This window comes from Aureimonas sp. AU20, from assembly GCF_001442755.1.
In the GTDB taxonomy this organism is placed as follows: Bacteria; Pseudomonadota; Alphaproteobacteria; order Rhizobiales; family Rhizobiaceae; genus Aureimonas.
The window spans coordinates 3070418-3086277 of sequence record NZ_CP006367.1; the positions used below are offsets into that span (position 1 = coordinate 3070418).

Sequence of the window (15860 nt, forward strand, 5' to 3'; positions counted from 1 at the left end):
TTATGCCCCGCCGCGCGATGTCAGACCAGCGCCTTGCCCTTGGCGTCGATGGCGTTGGCGACGACGTCGTCGCTCGCCTCGTCGGGCAGGAGGATCTCGTTATGCGCCTTACCGCTCGGGATCATCGGGAAGCAGTTGGTGAGATTGGCGACGCAGCAGTCGAAGATGACCGGCCGGTCGACCGAGATCATCTCTTCGATCGCGGCGTCGAGATCGCCCGCCTTTTCCGCCCGGATGCCGACGCCGCCATAGGCCTCGGCCAGCTTAACGAAGTCCGGCATCGCCTCCGAGTAGGAGTTGGACAGGCGGTTGCCGTGCAGGAGCTGCTGCCACTGGCGGACCATGCCCATATACTGGTTGTTCAGGATGAACACCTTGACCGGCGCGCCATGCTGGACGGCGGTCGAGAGTTCCTGCGTCATCATCTGAATCGAGGCGTCGCCCGCGATGTCGATGACCAGCGCATCGGGATGCGCGATCTGAACGCCGACCGCCGCCGGCAGGCCGTAGCCCATCGTGCCGAGGCCCCCGGAGGTCATCCAACGGTTAGGCTCCTCGAAGCCGTAGAACTGCGCGGCCCACATCTGATGCTGGCCGACCTCCGTGGTGATGAAGGTCTTGCGGTGCTTGGTCAGCTCGTAGAGGCGCTTGACCGCGTGCTGGGGCATGATGACGTCGCCTTCCTGGCGATAGGCCAGGCAGTTGCGCGCCTTCCAACGGCCGATCTTGGCGTTCCACTCGGCCATCGCCGCCGGGTCGGCCTTGGCGCCGCTGTCGCGCCAGATCGAGACCATGGCCTCCAGGACATGCGCGACATCGCCGATGATCGGCAGGTCGACGCGCACGTTCTTGTTGATGGAGGACGGGTCGATGTCGATATGGATCTTCTTGGAATTCGGCGAGAAGGCGTCGAGCCGGCCGGTGATCCGGTCGTCGAAGCGCGCGCCGACGCAGATCATGACGTCGCATTCATGCATGGCGAGGTTGGCCTCGTAGGTGCCGTGCATGCCCAGCATTCCCAGCCAATTGTCGCCCGACGCGGGATAGGCGCCGAGGCCCATCAGGGTCGAGGTGATGGGAAAGCCGGTCATCGCGACGATCTCGCGCAGCAACTGCGAAGCGTGCGGGCCGGAATTGATGACGCCGCCGCCGGTATAGAAGACCGGGCGCTTGGCCGACTTCATCAGATCGACCGCCGCCTGGATGCGGCCGCGCTCGGGCTCGACCCGCGGCTGGTAGCGCTGCGTGGCGCGCGAGAGGCTCGGCGGCGTGTAGGTGCCGGTCGCGAACTGCACGTCCTTCGGAATGTCGACGACGACCGGGCCGGGACGGCCCGAGGTCGCGACATGGAAGGCCTCGTGCAGGATCTCGGCGAGATCCTCGACATTCTTGACCAGCCAATTGTGCTTGGTGCAGGGCCGCGTGATGCCGACCGTGTCGCATTCCTGGAAGGCGTCCGAGCCGATCAGCGTGGTCGGGACCTGGCCCGTGATGCAGACGAGCGGGATCGAATCCATCAACGCGTCCTGCAGGGGCGTGACGGCATTGGTGGCACCGGGGCCGGAGGTGACCAGCATGACGCCCGGCTTGCCGGTGGAGCGGGCATAGCCTTCGGCCGCATGGCCGGCGCCTTGCTCGTGGCGAACGAGGATGTGCTTGACGTGGCTCTGCTGGAACAGGACGTCGTAGATCGGGAGAACCGCGCCGCCGGGATAGCCGAACAGGTGTTCGACGCCATGGTCCTTCATCGCCTGGACCACCATCTGGGCGCCCGTCATCTGGCGGGTCCCGGTCTCCATCATCATCTCGTTCATCGTGCGGCCTTTGAGGGTTTCGTGCCGGTCGGCGCGGCGTGTCGAATTTCAGGCAATAAAAAAGGCCCTCCGAGGGGCCTTGGGTTGCGCACACGTGGCAAGAGCCGGACGGTCCCTAGACCGTCTCGCGTGTGCGCCTGCTTACGAGGAGAATGAGCTTCTTCGACATGGGAGCGGACGTTAGTCGCCCGCCCCGCATCCGTCAAGCCGCTCCGCGCGCCTTTCGAATCGCCTCGCTCGGGTCGAGATCGGGCGAGCGGATATGGCCGTAGCGCGCCAGGAGCAGAGCATAGAGGCCGAAGGCGACGAGCCCAAGCCCGGTGGCCGACAAGATCGCCCAGCCATAGGGCCAGGAGCCGATCTCGCCGAGCGCATCCTCCAGGCCCGGCGTATGGTCCGGCGTCCAGCGCGAGGCGCCGGTGAAGAACAGAACCGCGATCGCGGCAAAGACGAGCCCGCGCGCCACAAGGCCGAAGCGGCAGAGCGCGATCATCCACCCGGCATGAGCGGCGGGAAGCGAGAGAAAACGCAGAAAGCTGCCGTCGAAGGCCTTCTTCACCTGTGCGCCCGCGACGCCCAGCATGACGAGCCCGGCCGGCAACGTGAACCAGGGGCCAAAGACCGGACCCCAGCGGTCGAGAATATTGGACCCGCCCTCCCCGCCGCCGGCGGACACGCCGAACAGGAGCGAGGCGGCGTAGAGTGCGAGGAACGTATAGGCGAGGCCCGAGACGAAGCGGCCGATGCGGGTGAAGATGCCCTTGGCGTCGCGGCCATAGCCGTCCGCGTCGAAGATGGCTTGAACGAAGCGCCAGAGCGCGAAACAGGGAAGCGCGAGCACCAGCAGCACCAGCATCACACCGCCGAAGGGCGAGCCGACGATGCGCGAGATCGCCTCCTCCTCGCTCAGCGTGTTGCCGCCGGCGAAAGCAGTGCGGAAGGCGAAATAGCCGATCGTCATGAACACGGCGGCGCGGGCGAGATAGCCGAGCCGCGCGCCCTTCTCGATCGCGTCCCGATGATCGCGGATGCCCATAGGCGTGCTCGACATGGCGTTCCCCCTTTGCGGGTCAGAACGGCACCACGCGATCGCGGGTTCCGCCCTGCCCGGCCGGGCAGGCGTCTCACTTCATGTTGGCATCGACGATCCGGTCGAACTCGCCTGTCGCCTTGGCGAGATGCAGCCACTGATCGACATAGGCTTTGAAGGCGACATCGCCGCGCGGAAGCATGATGCCCATCTCGCCATATTGCAGGGGCCGGTCGGGGTTCACCGCGCAGAGGCCGGGATGCAGCTTTTCCTGCAGCTTCACCTCCACCGATTCGGCCACCATCACGTCGGCCCGCCCTTCCAGGATTTCCTTGAAGATCACCCGGTTGTCGGGAAAGAGCTGGATCGCGGCCTTGCTGAAGCTGGCACGGGCGAACTTTTCGTTGGTGCCGCCGGGATTGACCACGACGCGCGTGCCCTCCCGGTCGATCGCCGCGACGGTCTGATACTTCGACACGTCCTCGCAGCGCACGATCGGCGCCTTGCCGTTGACGAGATACATCTGGCTGAAGCCGACCTGCCGCTGGCGCGGCAGCGTCACGGAAATGCCGCTCAAGGCTACGTCGCACTTGGCGTTGAAGTCCGCGACGAGGTCGGACCATTTGGTCGGCACGAAGACCGCTTCCGCCTCCAGCGATTTCGCCAGCGAACGGGCGAGATCGATGTCGATGCCGGTGAACTCGCCCCCGTCGTCCGCTCGGTACGAGAAGGGCCGGTAGTCGCCCGTCGTGCAGACGTTCAGCACCTTGCGCTCCACCACCTGATCGAGCCGGCTCGACCCCTCCGCAAAAGCGGCGGGCGCGCCGAGAAGGGTGGCGGCGAGAAGGGCTGAAACGAGGGGCTTCATCGATCGGGAACCTCTTGGGATGGATGGGGTCGAAGGCTACACAGGGCGGCATGGCCCGTCATGCGCTTTCGGAAAATCGACGCCTGAGCAGCCGGGGTCTCAAAACCGTTCCGCGAGGTCGGCGAGCGCTTGCGCGGGGTCGGAGAAACGCAGCCAGGACGCGTCGAACTGGTTTCGGAACCAGGTTTCCTGTCGCTTGGCATATTGGCGGGTGCGGGTCACCGCGAGGTCGCGCGCCTCGCCCAAGGTCAGTTCGCCCGCGCGCATCCGGTGGAGTTCCGCAATCCCGATCGCGCTGGCGGCCAGTCCCGTCGCGGCCTTGGGACGAGCCGAAAAGGCAGCCGCCTCGGCTTGCGCTCCCTCCAGCAGCATGGCGTCGAAGCGTTGGGCGATGCGTTGGCGCAAAAGGGAGCGGTCCGGGGCCAGCACGATCTTCAGCGCGCCGTCCGCTTCGACCAACCCGGCGCCCGCGCCCTTCTGCAGCGTGCCGAGCGCCGCGCCCGTCGTCTCGAAAAGTTCCAGCGCGCGCAGAATGCGCTGCGGATCGCTCGGCCGGATGCGCTGGCCGGCCTCCGGGTCCCGCCCGGCCAGCACCGCGTGGAGCGCGGCCGGCCCCTCCTCCACCAAGCGCGCGCGCCAGCGCTCGCGGATCTCGGCCGGGATCTCCGGCAGCGCGTCGAAGCCGCCGAGCAGCGCCTTGAAGTAAAGGCCCGTGCCGCCGCAGAAGACGGGCACGAGGCCCCGCGCGCCGAGATCGGGCAGCAGCGCCCCCACCTCGCGCATCCAGATGCCGGCGGAATAGGGCTCCTCGGGCGAGACATGGCCGTAAAGGCGATGCTCGACGCCGCCCATTTCCGCCTCGGTCGGCCGGGCGCTGAGAATGCGAAGGCCTTCGTAGACCTGCATGGAATCGGCGTTGACGACCGCGCCACCGAAGCGCCGGGCGAGCGCCACGGCCAGGGCCGACTTGCCGCTCGCGGTCGGCCCGGCTATCAGGATCGCCTTCGGCTTTTCCATCGTCAGGCCCCGTCCCCCATGTATGTCGTCACCCTTCTGTCGTCGCGGCAGGACCCCCGCGTTTCGCGCACTCTCGTGAACACCGCCGCCGACCTGATCGGCGAGGTGGACATCCAGTGGCTGGAGACCGAGATCGCCTGCGATCTCGTCACGCAGGAAAAGCCCGACGCGACGTTGATCGACCGCCTGAAGCGCCTGGCGCTGGATGAGGCGGTGGACTGCGTGGTGCAGGAGGTGGCCGGACGGCGCAAGCGGATTCTGCTGGCCGACATGGACTCCACAATGATCGAGCAGGAATGCATCGACGAGTTGGCCGCCGCGATCGGGATCAAGGATCAGGTGGCCGCCATCACCGCGCGCGCCATGAACGGCGAGATCGCCTTCGAGCCCGCGCTGCGCGAGCGCGTCGCGCTGCTCAAGGGCCTGCCGACATCCACCATCTCCGACGTGATCGAGCGCCACATCACGCTGGCCAAGGGCGGGCGCGAACTCGTCGCCACCATGAGTGCCAACGGCGCCCACACCGCGCTGGTCTCGGGCGGCTTCACCGCCTTCACCTCCGTCATCGCCGGCCGGCTGGGCTTTTCCGAAAACCGCGCCAACATCCTGAAAATGGCGGGCGAGACGCTGGACGGCACCGTGGCCGAGCCCATTCTCGGCGCCGAGGCCAAGCTCCAGGCGCTGCGCGAGATCGCTGGCTCGCTCGGCCTTTCGCCAGCGGACGCGATCGCGGTCGGCGACGGCGCCAACGACCTGCCGATGATCCTGGCAGCGGGCACGGGCGTCGCCATCCACGCCAAACCCTCGGTCGCGGCCAAGGCGCCGGTGCGGATCGACCACGGCGACCTGACCGCGCTTCTCTTCCTCCAGGGCTACCGGGCGAGCGAATTCAAACGCTGATGGAGGGCCTTCGCACCGAGCGGCTGGTGCTGCGGCGCTGGGTCGAGAGCGACCGCGCGCTGTTCCATCGTCTGAACCACGACGCCGAGATCATGCGCTTCTTTCCCATGCGCATGACCCGGGCCGAGGCGGACGCCACGATGGACCGCTGGAACGCCGATCTCGACACCGACGGGATGGGTTTTCTGGCCGCCATGCGCCTGTCCGACCGCCGCGTCATCGGAGTGATCGGGCTCTCGCCCGTTGTCGAGCCCGTCTATGACTTCGCGCCGAGCGTGCAGATCGGCTGGCGGCTCCTGCCGGAGGCGCAGGGGCAAGGGCTCGCCACCGAAGGCGCACGCGCCTGCCTCGACCATGGCTTCGGCCGCCTGGCGCTACCCGAGATCGTCTCGCAATGCGTGGTGGAGAATCGGGCGTCGGAAGCAGTGATGCTGCGCCTCGGCCTGCGCTTTCGAAAGACCTTCGACCATCCGCGCGTGCCGCGCAGCCACCCGCATCTCCTGCGCCACAGCCTTTATGGGCTGCGACGGGAGGATTGGCTGGCGAGGGGCTGACAGTCAGTCGATCGGCACCACGACGAGGCGAAGGTCGCCCGCCCGGTCGGCCACCAGAAGCAGCGCGTTCTTGCGCCCGTCCGCCTTGGCCTTGGCGAGCTTGGTCCTCGCCTCCTCGGCGTTGGCGACCTTTTCCTGGCTCACTTCGCGGATCGTCATGCCGGGCTCCAGGCCCTTGTCGGCCGAGGCGGAGTTCGGCACCACCTCCGACACGACGGCGCCTTGCGCCTCCGCCGGCAGATCGAAGCGCTTACGCGTTTCGTCGCTGAGGTCGGCGAAGGTGAGGCCAAGCAGCGGGCCGGCGCTCGCCGTCTCGGTCTGCTCCTCGGGCGCGTCGTCCTCGTCCTGATCGGTTTGGTTCTCGGCCGCTTCGCTGTCTTCCAGCCGGCCGAGCGTCACGTCGACATTGACCGGGACGGCCGGTGCATCGAGGGTCTGCTTGCGCAGGATCTCAAGCTTCACGACCTTGCCGACCGGCGTTTCGGCCACCATGCGCGGCAGATCGCGCGAGGTGGCGACGGCCTTGCCGTCGAAGCGGCGGATGACGTCGCCGATCTCGATCTTGCCGATGTCGGACGGGCCCTGCGGCACGACGCCCATGACCAGCGCGCCGGCCGCGCTCGGCAGGCCGAGGCTTTCGGCGATCTCGTCCGTCACCTCCTGAAGCCGCAGGCCGAGCCAGCCGCGCCGCGTTTCGCCGAACTCGCGAAGCTGCGCCACGACGTTCTGCGCCAGCAGCGAGGGAATGGCGAAGCCGATGCCGATCGAGCCGCCGGTCGGCGAGATGATCGCCGTGTTGATGCCGACGACGCGTCCATACATGTCGAAGAGCGGACCGCCGGAATTGCCGCGATTGATCGCTGCGTCCGTCTGGATGAAATTGTCGTAGGGGCCGGCATTGATGTTGCGCCCGCGCGCCGAAACGATGCCGACCGTGACCGAGCCGCCGAGGCCGAACGGATTGCCGATCGCCATGACCCAGTCGCCGATGCGCACCTGCTCGCTGTCGCCGAAGGGCACGGCGGGAAGCGGCGTCTCGGACTCGACCTTCAGCACCGCGATGTCGGTCTTGGTGTCGATGCCCACGATCTTGGCGTCGAGCTGCTTGCCGTCGGCGAAGTTGACGGTGATCTCGTCCGCGTCGGCGATGACGTGGTTGTTGGTGATGATGATGCCGGACGGGTCGATCACGAAGCCCGAGCCGAGCGACTGCACCTTGCGCGAGCCGTCGCCGCGCTCACCTTGCAGGAGATCGTCGAAGAATTTCTGGAGCGGCGAGCCGTCCGGCGCGGTGAGCGGCGGCACGGGCGCGGAGGGCGCCGGCTTGGGATCGGTTTCCGAGTCGCCGTCCTCGGACTCGCCCGCCTCCACGGTCTGCGAGGTCGAGATGTTGACCACCGCGCCGAGCAGGCGCTCGGCGAGATCGGCCACCGACGCCGGTCCCTGCATGCGCGGCTGCGCCGAACCGGGAGCCGCCGGGACGCCCGAGGCGTTCGGGTTCACCGTGTCGGCAGCCGGCGGCTGGGGCGCAATGGGCTGGCCCTCGGAGGGCGGCGCGATCACCCCCTGCGCAAAGGCCGGCAGCGGCAGCAGAGCCACCGTCGAAAGAAGCACGGCCAAGGCGCGGATGCGCCCACGGGCGCGTCGGGGAAGTGTCTCGTTCATCAAGCGATCCGTGCCGTTGCAGCCAGAGGGGTCCGCGCCATCGGGGCCAGGCCCGAGCGGGCCGAAGCGGGATTCGACCTTATGTCGAGGCAAGCGGATAAAAGCGACCGAATCAAGAAGCGCCGCGCGCCATCCCCCGCTCTCTGGGGCTGGAGGCCTGGCAGGGAGCCCGCGCTGGGTCGGCATGCAAGCTCTTGAAGGCGAACCGCCCGCGCTCATGCAGCGCGCGGGCGGTTCGAGATCGGTCAGTTGGCGGGCGCGGTGGCCGGTGCCTGAGGCGGTGCCGGGGGCGCCGGCACGGCGGCCGGTGCCGGGTTCGGCGCGGCCGATCCAGCCGGTGCCGGAGCCGCACTCGGAGGCGTCGGCGCGGACGTCGCCATCGGCGTCGAGGGGAGATTGCCCCGCGCGGTGCCGGACTCGAAGTAACGGAAGAACTCCGTGTCCGGCGACAGCAGCATCGTGGTGCCGCCCTTCGACATCGCCTCGCGATAGGCCTGGAGCGAGCGGTAGAACTCGAAGAACTCCGGGTTGGCGCCATAGGCGGCGGCGAAGATGGCGTTGCGCTCGGCCTCGCCCTCGCCCTGCAGGATGGTCGCGTCGCGCCGTGCCGCGGCGACGGTCTGCGTCACCTCGCGGTCGGCGCCGGCCCGGATCTCGCGAGCCGATACACGGCCCCGGGCGCGAACCCGCTCGGCCTCGGCCAGACGCTCGGCCCGCATGCGGGCATAGGTCTGCTGGGAGACCTCTTGCGTCAGGTCGGTGCGGCGGATGCGCACGTCCTGCAGATCGATGCCGAGCGAAGCGGCGTCGGGGCGGATCTGATCGCGCACCTCCACCATCATCTGCCCGCGCTGCTCGGACAGGGCCGACTGGAAGTCGCGCAAGCCGTAGACGCGGCGGATCGCCGCGTCGAAGCGCGTGCGAAGCCGCTGCTCGGCCTGCGACACCGAGCCCGACAGAGTCTGGCGGAAGCGGGCCGCATCCGAGATGCGATAGACCAGAAAGGCATCCACCTCGTAGAAGGCGCCGCCGGACACCTGAACGCGGATATTGTCGAGGTCGAGCCGCAGGAGCCGGTCCGGCAGCATGGAGACATTGTCCGCCCCGGCGAAGGAGAAGGGCATCTTGAAGTAGAGGCCGGGCTCGTTCGCAACGCGCTGGATCTCGCCGAAGCGCGTCACCACCGCCTGCTCGCTTTCGCGAACGATGAAGACCGAGTTCCAGAGCACGAATAGGACGAGGGCGAGACCGACGAGAACGCCGTAGAAGCGGTTGCTCATCAGTTGTTCCCCTGCGCAGGCGTCGATACGGAGGCGGTGGCGCCAGTGGCCGGCGCGCGCGTGGTGGCGGCGGTCGGCGTGCCCGTGCCGAGCGTTGCGCCGGGCGCGCCGGCCGGGCGCTGCTGCTGCAGCTCGTTCAGCGGCAGGTAGGGCACGACGCCCTGCCCGCCGGCGGACTGGCGGTCCATGATGACCTTGTTGGAATTGGCGAGCACCGCTTCCATCGTTTCCAGATACAGGCGCTCGCGCACGATCGCCGGCGCCCGCTGGTACTGGGCGAGGATCGCGGTGAAGCGCTGCGATTCACCCTGCGCTTCCTGCACCACGCGGTCCTTATAGGCGGCGGCGTCCTCGCGGATCTGCACGGCCTCGCCTCGGGCGCGGCCGGTCTGCTCGTTGAGGTAGAGGCGCGCTTCCTCGATGAACTGCGACTCGTTCTGCTCGGCGCGCTGCACCTCCTCGAACGCGTCGGCCACCTCGGACGGGGGTGCCGCTTCCTCGATCGAGATCGCGTTCACCACCAGACCCGCCCCATAGGTGTTGAGCGTCGTTTGGGTGATGAGACGCACCTGCTCGGCGATGCCGGCACGGTCGTCGCGGAACACGTCCTCGACCGGCCGACGGCCGACGACCTCGCGCATGGCGCTTTCGGCCACCTGCCGCAGGAGCGACTGCGGGTCCTGCACGTTGAACAGGAAGGCTTTGGGATCTTCCACCGAGTAGAGAACCGCGAACTGCACGTCGACGATGTTCTGATCGCCCGACAGCATGAGGCCGGACGAATCGCCCGCGCGCTGGCCGCTGCCGATGGTGATCTGGTTTTCGACCACCGGAACGGTCTCGACCGTTTCGAAGGGCCACATCACGAAATGGAGGCCTGGCTGCGACAGCTCGGCGCGCGGCTTGCCGAACAGAAGCTCGACGCCGACCTCGTCAGGCTGCACGGTGTAGACCGCGTTCATCAGCCAGACCACAGCGAGGCCAGCGATCGCGAGGCCGCCAAGCGCCAAGCCGCCGCCCGACCCGCCCGAGCCGCCGGGACCAGAACCACCGCCGCCGCCCGGCAGGGCGCGGCGCAGCCGGTCCTGCCCGCGGCGCAGAATGTCCTCGAGATCAGGCGAGTTGTTGCCGCCGGGCTTCGGCCCCTGCGGCCCCTGGCCCCAAGGACCGCCGCCACCGCCGCCGCCCTTCCAGCCGCCATTCCCCGTCTGATTGCTCCAGGGCATGAATGTCCTTCCAATGGATCCAGCCGGGCGCCCAAGCGGCGGCGCGGCGTGTCGAACTCGTCGAAATGCTTATAGGAACTCGAAAAACCGCTTTCAACGAGCGGCCCCCGCTTTCAGGCCAGAGGCGGAAGGCATGGTTAGCGCCGCGCTCCCGCTCCGGTAGCGCTTCGCCGCCCGCTCACGTCAGCCCGGCGCGGACTGCTTCACCCGGCTCCAGGTCTCGAAGCGGATCGGCGCGCTATCCCTTGGATTTTGCGGCGGAGCCCGGCTTTCCAGGCGCGCGAAACCCTCCGTCTCGAAGGCGGGAAAGAACGTGTCGCCCTCGGGTTCGGCCTCCACCAGCGTCAGCTCGATCCGGTCCGTCAGCGGCAGAAAGATGCGGTACATCTCGCCTCCCCCCGCCATCACGATTTCGTTCGCGCCGCGCGAGGCCGCCATCATACGCGCTGCCTTCACCGCCGTTTCGGCATCCGGCACGGTGAGGACGCCCGCCGCTTCGAAGCCGGCTTGTCGCGTGAGGACGATCGTGTCGCGCCCGTCCAGCGCCTTGCCGATGCTCTCATAGGTCTTGCGGCCCATGATCATGGGCCGGCCGAGCGTCAGCTCGCGAAAATGCCGCAGGTCGGTCGGCAGCGTCCAGGGCATCTCGCCTTTCGACCCGATCACGCGGTTGCGCGCAATGGCGACGACCGCAACAAGTTGGGGAGGAGGTTCGAATTGGGTCATAAGGGGACTCGTCATGAATGAGCCCCTAACTAGAAGGGTCGGCAGCGGAAGAAAGCACGACTCGGCGCGTTCATCCCTCTCAGCCTCTCGGTTGGCATCGTTAAGCGGACTTAAACGCTACGGGCCTCATAACCGAACGAACAGCGATCCGCGCCGGACGCGGCCGGGTCGAAACAGGAGATGCATCCGTTGAGCCAGTTCACCAGCGAGCAGATCGCGGAGATCGAGCAGCTGCGCGGGGCGCGCGCCTCCACCATCCGCCCGGTTTCGGACGGGCTGGAGGACATCCTCTATCAGCCGCTTCCCGTGCTCGATCACGGCTTCATCCGCGTCGTGGACTACATGGGCAACGACGACGCCGTGGTGCAGGCGGCCCGCGTTTCCTATGGGCGCGGCACCAAGCGCGTGTCGGAGGATCGCGGTCTCATCCACTATCTCCTGCGCCATTGGCACACGACGCCCTTCGAGATGGCCGAGATCAAGCTGCATGTGAAGCTGCCGATCTTCGTGGCGCGTCAGTGGATTCGCCACCGCATGTCGAGCGTCAACGAGTATTCCGCGCGCTACTCCGTGCTCGACCGCGAGTTCTATATTCCCGAGCCACAGCATCTGGCTGCCCAGTCCGCGTCCAACCGGCAGGGGCGCGGCGAGATCCTGCAAGGCGAGGAGGCAGCCGAGGTGCTCGACCTCCTGCGCCGCGACGCGGCCCGAAGCTACGACGACTACGCCCTGATGCTGAACGAGGGCGGCGCGGACGAGAGCCGCAAGGGCCTCGCCCGCGAGCTCGCCCGCATGAACCTGTCTTTGAACTTCTATACCCAATGGTACTGGAAGGCGGACCTGCACAATTTCATGAGCTTTCTGCGCCTGCGCGCCGACCCGCATGCGCAATATGAAATCCGCGCCTATGCCGACGTGTTGATCGACGTCCTCAAGCGCTGGGTTCCGCTGACGCACGAGGCCTTCCTCGAGCATCGCTTCGGCGCGGCGCAGCTGTCCGCGACCGCGCTTACCGCGGTTCGCCGGATGATCGCGGGCGAGCCGATCGATCAGGCATCGAGCGGCCTCACCAAGCGCGAATGGGGCGAGCTTACCGCCGTGCTCGGCCTGGACGAGAGCGGCGCCTCGGCGAAATAAGGTCGCCCATGCAAGGCCCCGCCGGCTTCGAACCGACCGGGCCTTCTCGCAGATTTCGCCCGTCACCCTATATTCCGTGCCAACAAGCCAGGCGGGGACGGAGCATGGAGGCAGGGACACCGGCGCACAGAGGCATTCCCTCGCTTCCTGTCACCATGGTTCTGGCTGGCGTTTCGGCCATCCTTCTGATCGTCGTCGCCTCGATCGCCATCTGGTCCAGCACCATGGCGCGTGGCGGCGTGGAGGGTTTGCGCGACACATCGCTCGTGCAGTCGAGCGCCCTCACCTTTCTCAGCCGCCTTCAGGACGCCGAAACCGGCCAACGCGGCTATATCCTGACCGGCAATTCCACGTTTCTGGAGCCTTACGAGCGCTCGGTGGGCCAGGTGCCGGCCGATCTGGAGCGCTTGAAAAGCGCGACGGCCGACGATCCCGAACAGGCCCGGCAGGTCGATCACCTCGGCGAACTCTTGAACGCCAAGATTCAGGAGCTGACCCGCACGGTCATGCTGGTGCGCGACGATCGGCGCGACGACGCGCTGGCGCTGGTCTCGGCCGCCGGCGGGAAGGCGGCGATGGACGATATCCGGCTTGTGGTCCGTCATATTCTCGAAAGCGAGGACGAGAAGCAGCTCGAGCGCGAGGCAGCGCTGGCGAGCTGGACGCGCGTCTCGACCCTTGCCATCGCGGCCTCCGCGCTCGTCGCGCTCGTGCTGGTCGCCATCACCTTCCGGGTCGGGCAAAGGCAATACGCCGTGTCGGAAGACATGCGGCGCCGGCTGGCGGAGGCCAACGATCGGCTGGAGGCTGAGGTCGAGCGGCGCACCAGCGAGGCCGAGGGCGCACGCGCCGAGGCGGTGCGAGAGAAGGAACGCGCCGTTTCCGAGCGCTCGCGCGTCGAGCTTCTCCTGCAGGACGTGAACCACCGGGTCGGCAACAATCTCGCCATGGTCTCGGGCATGCTCGGCCTGCAGATTTCGGCGACGGGCGACGCCAACACGAAGATGCAGCTGCGCGCCGCGCAGGAGCGCGTGGCGACCATCGCCAATGCGCAGCGGCGGCTGCGGCTGCGCGATGACCTGTCCACCACGCGGGCGGACGAAATCGTGGAAAGCGCCCTGTCGGACCTGCGCGCGACGCTCGGCCCCGATCGGCCGGTGGAGATCGAGGCGCAGCTGGAGCCGATCGTGGTGGACGGGCGGGACGCGATCTATCTCGCGATCCTGACCAATGAGATCGTCATGAACGCCGTCAAGCACGCGTTCGAGGGGCGTGAGCGCGGGCGCATCCTCGTTTCGCTCGCGCGGGCCGAAGAGGGCGTGTGTCTGACGGTCGAGGACGACGGGCGCGGCATGGCGTCTCCGGCCGCGCTCGGAACGGGCCTCGGCACCAAGCTCGTCACCCGCCTCGCGCGCCAGTTCGGCGGGGAGCCGGACATTTCCTCGCGGCCGGGCGGGGGAACGCGCATCGCCCTGCCCCTGCCCCATCTCGGCGCTCCGCTCGGCGCAGGCGCCTGAACTGGGCGTGCGGGTCTCGCCCAGCCGGCATTCTCGCCTGCGAGCCGAACATTCCTTGCGCAGAGGTTGCGAGTTTCGATTTCAGGCCTTTCCACCACTGCCGCGAATGCCTATATTCGCTGTGCTGGGCTCGTCCTGGCTATGGCAATAAACTGCCGATGTAATAAACCTTTCGGACCCGGGGGCGGTACCCGGCGCCTCCACCTGAGCCCACTTCGCGAGCGTTGCATCGTGGGTTGAGGCGGGGGCGAAATAGGATCGACGAGGGCGTAAAGATCGGACTTTTGCTCGGCATGGTACCACCGTCATCGGGCTGTAAAAGTAGTTGCCAACGACAACTATGCGGAAGTCCGTCTCGCCGCTTAATGCGGTGCGATAGCTTCAAATCAAGCCCTGGGGGTTCGCACTTCTAGGCGGGGCTCGGAGGCGCCTGGCAACAGAAGCCTCCACTTCTTTTTTTAGAGCGCCAGTCCGGCGACCATGTCTGCGAGTTCAGGACGACCGAATGGGTCAGGATCTTATCCGTTACGATGTTCTGGCGCAGGATGCGCTGCGTGGAGTGATCCGCAAGGTGCTGGGCGAGGTGGTGAAGACCGGCCTGCCCGGGGATCATCATTTCTTCATTACCTTCCTGACCTCGGCTCCCGGCGTGCGCGTGTCGTCGCGGCTGCGCGAGAAGTATCCGGAGCTGATGACGATCGTCATCCAGCACCAATACTGGGACCTTTCGGTCAACGACACCGCCTTCGAGGTCGGCCTCTCCTTCTCCGACATCCCCGAGCGCCTGCTCATTCCCTTCAGCGCGATCCGTGGCTTCTACGATCCGGCCGTGAACTTCGAACTCGAGTTCGACGTGCGGGACATGGATGCCGCCAATTCGCAGGGCGAGGAAGCGGCCGCCCCGACCGCACTCGCGCCGGTCTCCAGCGTTCCGGCCCCCGCGCCCGTCGTAGCCGCTGCGCCCGCCAAGGCACCGGCCAAGGCCGCGAGCCCTGCCAAGAACAGCAGCAAGGATGCGGCTAAGGATGTGAAGGACGCGGAACCCGCCGAGGACAAGCCGGCTGAAAAGTCCGCCGAGGTCGTTTCGTTGGACGCATTCCGCAAGAAGACCTGATTCGCCATGGGCGAGATCGTCAATCTACGTCTCGTGCGCAAGCGCTCCGAACGCGCCTGCGCCGAGACCAAGGCCGCTGAGAATCGCGCCCGCCACGGCCGAACTAAGGCCGATCGGGAACGCGACGAACTCGGTAAGGAGCGGGCCGATCGCCTGCTCGACGGCGCCAAGCGCGAGCCCCCCGCTTCCGAATGACCGAAAAACGGTCGCTGTCGATTCGTGGCCACCGCACCTCGATCAGCATCGAGGAGCCGTTTTGGCTGGAACTCAAGCGATTGGCCGCCCGAAGCGGGTGCTCCGTCGCGGAATGCGTGGCCGAGATCGATGGGGTGCGGGACCCCGACACCAATCTCTCCTCCGCCATCCGCCTCCATGTTCTGGCCGCCGCGCAGGCGCATGCCGACAATCCGACCGAGCGCGGCGACCCCAACCACGTCATGCTGTCGCATGTCCATCTCGGCACTGCGGATTTCGATCGCGCCCTCCGGTTCTGGGCGGCGGTGGCACGCGAGATGAACCTGCGCTTTCGTTTCGAAGATGCCGAGCGCGGCTGGGCCGGCTGGCAGCCGGCCGAAGCCGACCGGCCGCTCCTCCTGATAGGCCGCCCCTATGACGGCGGCCCCGCCTCCCCGGGCAACGGCGCCATGGTGGCGTTCAATCTCGGCTCGCGCGGGGCAGTCGATCGAACCCATGCCTTGGCTCTGGCACTAGGCGGGCTAGACGAAGGCGGTCCTGGCCTCCGCCCGCACTACCACCCCCATTATTACGGCGCCTATTTCCGTGACCCCGACGGCAATAAGATCGGCTTGGCTTGCCACCGGCCTGAAGAGGCAACGGCTCTATGACGGAAGCCGGTATTTCGGGAACATGCCTGGGGGTTGAGCCGGCCTTGCCTGCGCAGGCATTCCATCTCTTGGGACCGTAACGAAAGCGACCTGACCGAAGGGTCAAGCGCGGAAAAAGCACGAGCCTGATTTGCAAGGGATGATAGGGCTGCCGTCTGAGCACCCCA

At 67.3% G+C, this 15860-nt stretch carries 15 protein-coding genes and 1 other RNA gene; 8 read left to right on the forward strand and 8 right to left on the reverse strand.

What is annotated here, in order from left to right; translation table 11 throughout:
* Positions 1–20: 20 nt before the first annotated feature.
* The 4 genes from M673_RS13900 to miaA all read right to left on the reverse strand — a co-directional run bounded on the left by M673_RS13900 (position 21) and on the right by miaA (position 4729).
* The gene (locus tag M673_RS13900; protein ID WP_061976595.1) at positions 21–1814 is read right to left on the reverse strand and encodes an acetolactate synthase 3 large subunit; all 1794 of its coding nucleotides are present in this window, start codon (positions 1812–1814) and stop codon (positions 21–23) included.
* A gap of 202 nt (positions 1815–2016) precedes the next feature.
* Positions 2017–2865: a DUF1206 domain-containing protein gene (locus M673_RS13905; RefSeq protein WP_082639453.1), complete on the reverse strand. Its 849-nt coding sequence runs from the start codon at positions 2863–2865 to the stop codon at positions 2017–2019.
* Between the two features lie 73 nt (positions 2866–2938).
* Positions 2939–3712: a transporter substrate-binding domain-containing protein gene (locus M673_RS13910; protein WP_061976597.1), complete on the reverse strand. Its 774-nt coding sequence runs from the start codon at positions 3710–3712 to the stop codon at positions 2939–2941.
* A 99-nt stretch (positions 3713–3811) separates the two neighbouring features.
* Positions 3812–4729, reverse strand: a complete 918-nt coding sequence (gene miaA / locus M673_RS13915) for a tRNA (adenosine(37)-N6)-dimethylallyltransferase MiaA (RefSeq protein ID WP_061976598.1) — start codon at positions 4727–4729, stop codon at positions 3812–3814.
* Between the two features lie 18 nt (positions 4730–4747).
* Here miaA and serB point away from each other — a divergent pair, with 18 nt between their 5' ends.
* Positions 4748–5629, forward strand: a complete 882-nt coding sequence (serB, locus tag M673_RS13920; RefSeq protein ID WP_061976599.1) for a phosphoserine phosphatase SerB — start codon at positions 4748–4750, stop codon at positions 5627–5629.
* A complete protein-coding gene (locus tag M673_RS13925; RefSeq protein ID WP_061976600.1) occupies positions 5629–6183 on the forward strand; it encodes a GNAT family N-acetyltransferase in 555 nt (184 codons plus the stop codon). The genes serB and M673_RS13925 overlap by 1 nt, the downstream gene beginning before the upstream one ends.
* A gap of 3 nt (positions 6184–6186) precedes the next feature.
* Here M673_RS13925 and M673_RS13930 read toward each other — a convergent pair whose 3' ends face one another.
* From M673_RS13930 to M673_RS13945, 4 genes are all read right to left on the reverse strand, one after another.
* Positions 6187–7848: a DegQ family serine endoprotease gene (locus M673_RS13930; protein WP_061976601.1), complete on the reverse strand. Its 1662-nt coding sequence runs from the start codon at positions 7846–7848 to the stop codon at positions 6187–6189.
* Between the two features lie 245 nt (positions 7849–8093).
* Positions 8094–9128, reverse strand: coding sequence for a protease modulator HflC (gene hflC, locus M673_RS13935; protein ID WP_061976602.1), 1035 nt, complete (start codon positions 9126–9128; stop codon positions 8094–8096).
* Positions 9128–10354, reverse strand: coding sequence for an FtsH protease activity modulator HflK (gene hflK, locus M673_RS13940; RefSeq protein ID WP_061976603.1), 1227 nt, complete (start codon positions 10352–10354; stop codon positions 9128–9130). Before hflK ends, hflC begins: the two co-directional genes overlap by 1 nt.
* 183 nt (positions 10355–10537) lie before the next feature.
* A complete protein-coding gene (locus tag M673_RS13945; protein ID WP_061976604.1) occupies positions 10538–11080 on the reverse strand; it encodes a dihydrofolate reductase in 543 nt (180 codons plus the stop codon).
* A 189-nt stretch (positions 11081–11269) separates the two neighbouring features.
* Between M673_RS13945 and thyX the strand changes: the two genes are divergently transcribed.
* The 6 genes from thyX to M673_RS23700 all read left to right on the forward strand — a co-directional run bounded on the left by thyX (position 11270) and on the right by M673_RS23700 (position 15693).
* Entirely contained in the window at positions 11270–12217 is a 948-nt protein-coding gene (thyX, locus tag M673_RS13950) for an FAD-dependent thymidylate synthase (protein ID WP_202814331.1), read from the forward strand.
* Positions 12218–12321: 104 nt separating this feature from the next.
* Positions 12322–13734: a sensor histidine kinase gene (locus M673_RS13955; RefSeq protein WP_187301270.1), complete on the forward strand. Its 1413-nt coding sequence runs from the start codon at positions 12322–12324 to the stop codon at positions 13732–13734.
* A gap of 84 nt (positions 13735–13818) precedes the next feature.
* Positions 13819–14185: a transfer-messenger RNA gene (ssrA, locus tag M673_RS13960) on the forward strand.
* 54 nt (positions 14186–14239) lie between these two features.
* Complete coding sequence (locus tag M673_RS13965; protein WP_061976606.1) at positions 14240–14848, forward strand: SspB family protein; 609 nt, start codon at positions 14240–14242, stop codon at positions 14846–14848.
* 6 nt (positions 14849–14854) lie between these two features.
* Positions 14855–15043 carry a DUF4169 family protein gene (locus M673_RS13970; protein WP_061976607.1) on the forward strand — a complete coding sequence of 63 codons (189 nt, stop codon included), beginning with the start codon at positions 14855–14857 and terminating at the stop codon, positions 15041–15043.
* Positions 15040–15693, forward strand: coding sequence for a ribbon-helix-helix domain-containing protein (locus M673_RS23700; RefSeq protein ID WP_082639457.1), 654 nt, complete (start codon positions 15040–15042; stop codon positions 15691–15693). The genes M673_RS13970 and M673_RS23700 overlap by 4 nt, the downstream gene beginning before the upstream one ends.
* Positions 15694–15860 lie beyond the last annotated feature (167 nt).